Origin of the sequence: Yunchengibacter salinarum (assembly GCF_037658235.1) — a bacterium.
GTDB lineage: Bacteria > Pseudomonadota > Alphaproteobacteria > Sphingomonadales > Kordiimonadaceae > Yunchengibacter > Yunchengibacter salinarum.
The window spans coordinates 1-1,729 of sequence record NZ_JBBJLN010000030.1; the positions used below are offsets into that span (position 1 = coordinate 1).

Consider the following 1,729-nt stretch of genomic DNA (forward strand, 5'->3'; position numbering starts at 1 on the left):
GGCGGATCATTGCCGCCCCAACCGCGCTCGTCGCGCGCCAGGGCCCAGAGATAACCGGTCTTCGTCCGGCCCCGGCCCGGGTCCAGCACCGGCGCGGTGGTCTCATCCATAAACAGATGCGCCGAGGTCTTGAGATGCTCGGCCAGCCGGTCGACGACAGGCCGGAGGTGGAAGCCTGCGACGCCGACCCAGTCCGCGAGCGTGCCGCGATCAACGGTGACGCCCGATCGGGCGAGTATCTGGCTCTGGCGGTATAGCGGCAGATGGTCCGCGTATTTGCTGACGAGGATGTGGGCGATGGCGCCCTCGGTCGGCAGCCCGCCCGTGACCAGGGCCGCGGGAGCCGGGGCCTGCGTCACGCCGTCCGTGCAGGCACGGCAGGCATACCGGGGGCGCACGGTAACGAGAACGCGCAGCTGTGCCGGCACGATGTCCAGCCGCTCGCTGCGGTCCTCGCCGATCTTGTGCATCGGCCCGCAGCCACAGGCGCAGTCCAGGCTATCCGGCTCGATGGTCCGCTCTATCCGCGGCAGATCCTTGGGCAAGTTGCCGCGGTTGCGACGGACCGGGCGCCTCTTGTGCCCCCGTGTGCCATCGTGGTCATGGGCCGCTTTCCGGGCTTCCACCTCGGCAACCGCCACCTCCAGATCCTCAAAGGCCAGTTGCCGATCATCCGTGCTCAGCTTCTCGGAGCGCTTGCCATGCACCACATGGTTCAGCTCGGCGACCAGATGCTCAAGCCGGGCGACAATCTGCTTCAGCCTGTCCGCCTCGCTTTGCAGGGCGGTGTTCTCATCCTCAAGGTTCGCGTTTTTGCCTTCGATGGTGGCATAGGCCCCCGTGATCGCCGCATACTCATCCTGTAAATGACCATGCGCACGCAGCAGGGCCGCGACAGCATCGCGCTGATCTTCGGGGATGGCCGAGAGGGTGATATCCGGGGTCGCTGACATAAGGCGATCATACCCCAAACCGGCCGATCATGCGCCCTTTCTGCCGCGGACTGAGTCATTCTGCCGCAGCGGGCCGCGCCACGGCAGGCGCCGTCACCCGGCGCCAGTCCAGACCGGCAAACAGCGCCTCGAACTGTGCCCGGTTCAGCCGGATCACGCCATCCCGGATCGCAGGCCAGGTGAAGGGCGTTTCCTCCAGGCGCTTGTAGGTCATCACCAGTCCGGTCCCGTCCCAGAACAGGATCTTCAACCGGTCGGCCCGCTTGGCGCGGAACACGAACACCGTGCCGGTGAAGGGGTCCTCCTTCAACGCCGACTGGACCAGCGCCGCCAGCCCGTCGTGCCCCTTGCGGAAGTCCACGGGTTGCGTCGCAACCATGATGCGGACCTTGTGCGCGGGCAACATCACAGGGGCGCCCCGAGCGCCCGGACAATCTCGGCGATCCGACCCGCGGGGGTGTCGGCGGCAAGGTGGATCGCCACGTCACCGACCGCGATCCGCACATCACACCCGGCGCCGCCGCCCTCCGCTTCAGGCACAGGCTCCGCCGCGTCGCAGACCATGAGCGGCGCGAACACCGCATCTCCCTCGTCGCCCTCATCGGCCGGCAGGACAAGGCCGCCGTCCTTCGCCATACGCCGCCAGGCCGACACCTGGTTCGCCCGGATGCCGAACCGCGCCGCCACTGCCTTGACGGTGGCACCAGGCTGAAGGGTCTCCGCGACAATCTGCGCCTTCACCTCATCCGGCCAGCGCCGTTGACCGGACGCGTATA

3 protein-coding genes are annotated in these 1,729 nt (G+C 67.8%); all 3 read right to left on the reverse strand.

Going from position 1 to position 1,729, the window contains the following annotated elements; genetic code table 11:
- A partial coding sequence (gene tnpC, locus WGH93_RS13175; RefSeq protein WP_374765335.1) for an IS66 family transposase occupies positions 1–953 on the reverse strand: 953 nt, incomplete at its 3' end.
- Between the two features lie 55 nt (positions 954–1,008).
- Complete coding sequence (gene tnpB / locus WGH93_RS13180; RefSeq protein WP_374765336.1) at positions 1,009–1,359, reverse strand: IS66 family insertion sequence element accessory protein TnpB; 351 nt, start codon at positions 1,357–1,359, stop codon at positions 1,009–1,011.
- The coding region (tnpA, locus tag WGH93_RS13185; protein ID WP_374765337.1) for an IS66-like element accessory protein TnpA at positions 1,359–1,729 on the reverse strand (371 nt) is incomplete at its 5' end. The genes tnpB and tnpA, both read right to left, overlap by 1 nt.

Excerpts from the sequence above, each read along its gene's own strand:
- tnpB (WP_374765336.1), bottom strand. The coding sequence starts at position 1,359 with ATGTTGCCCGCGCACAAGGTCCGCATCATGGTTGCGACGCAACCCGTG.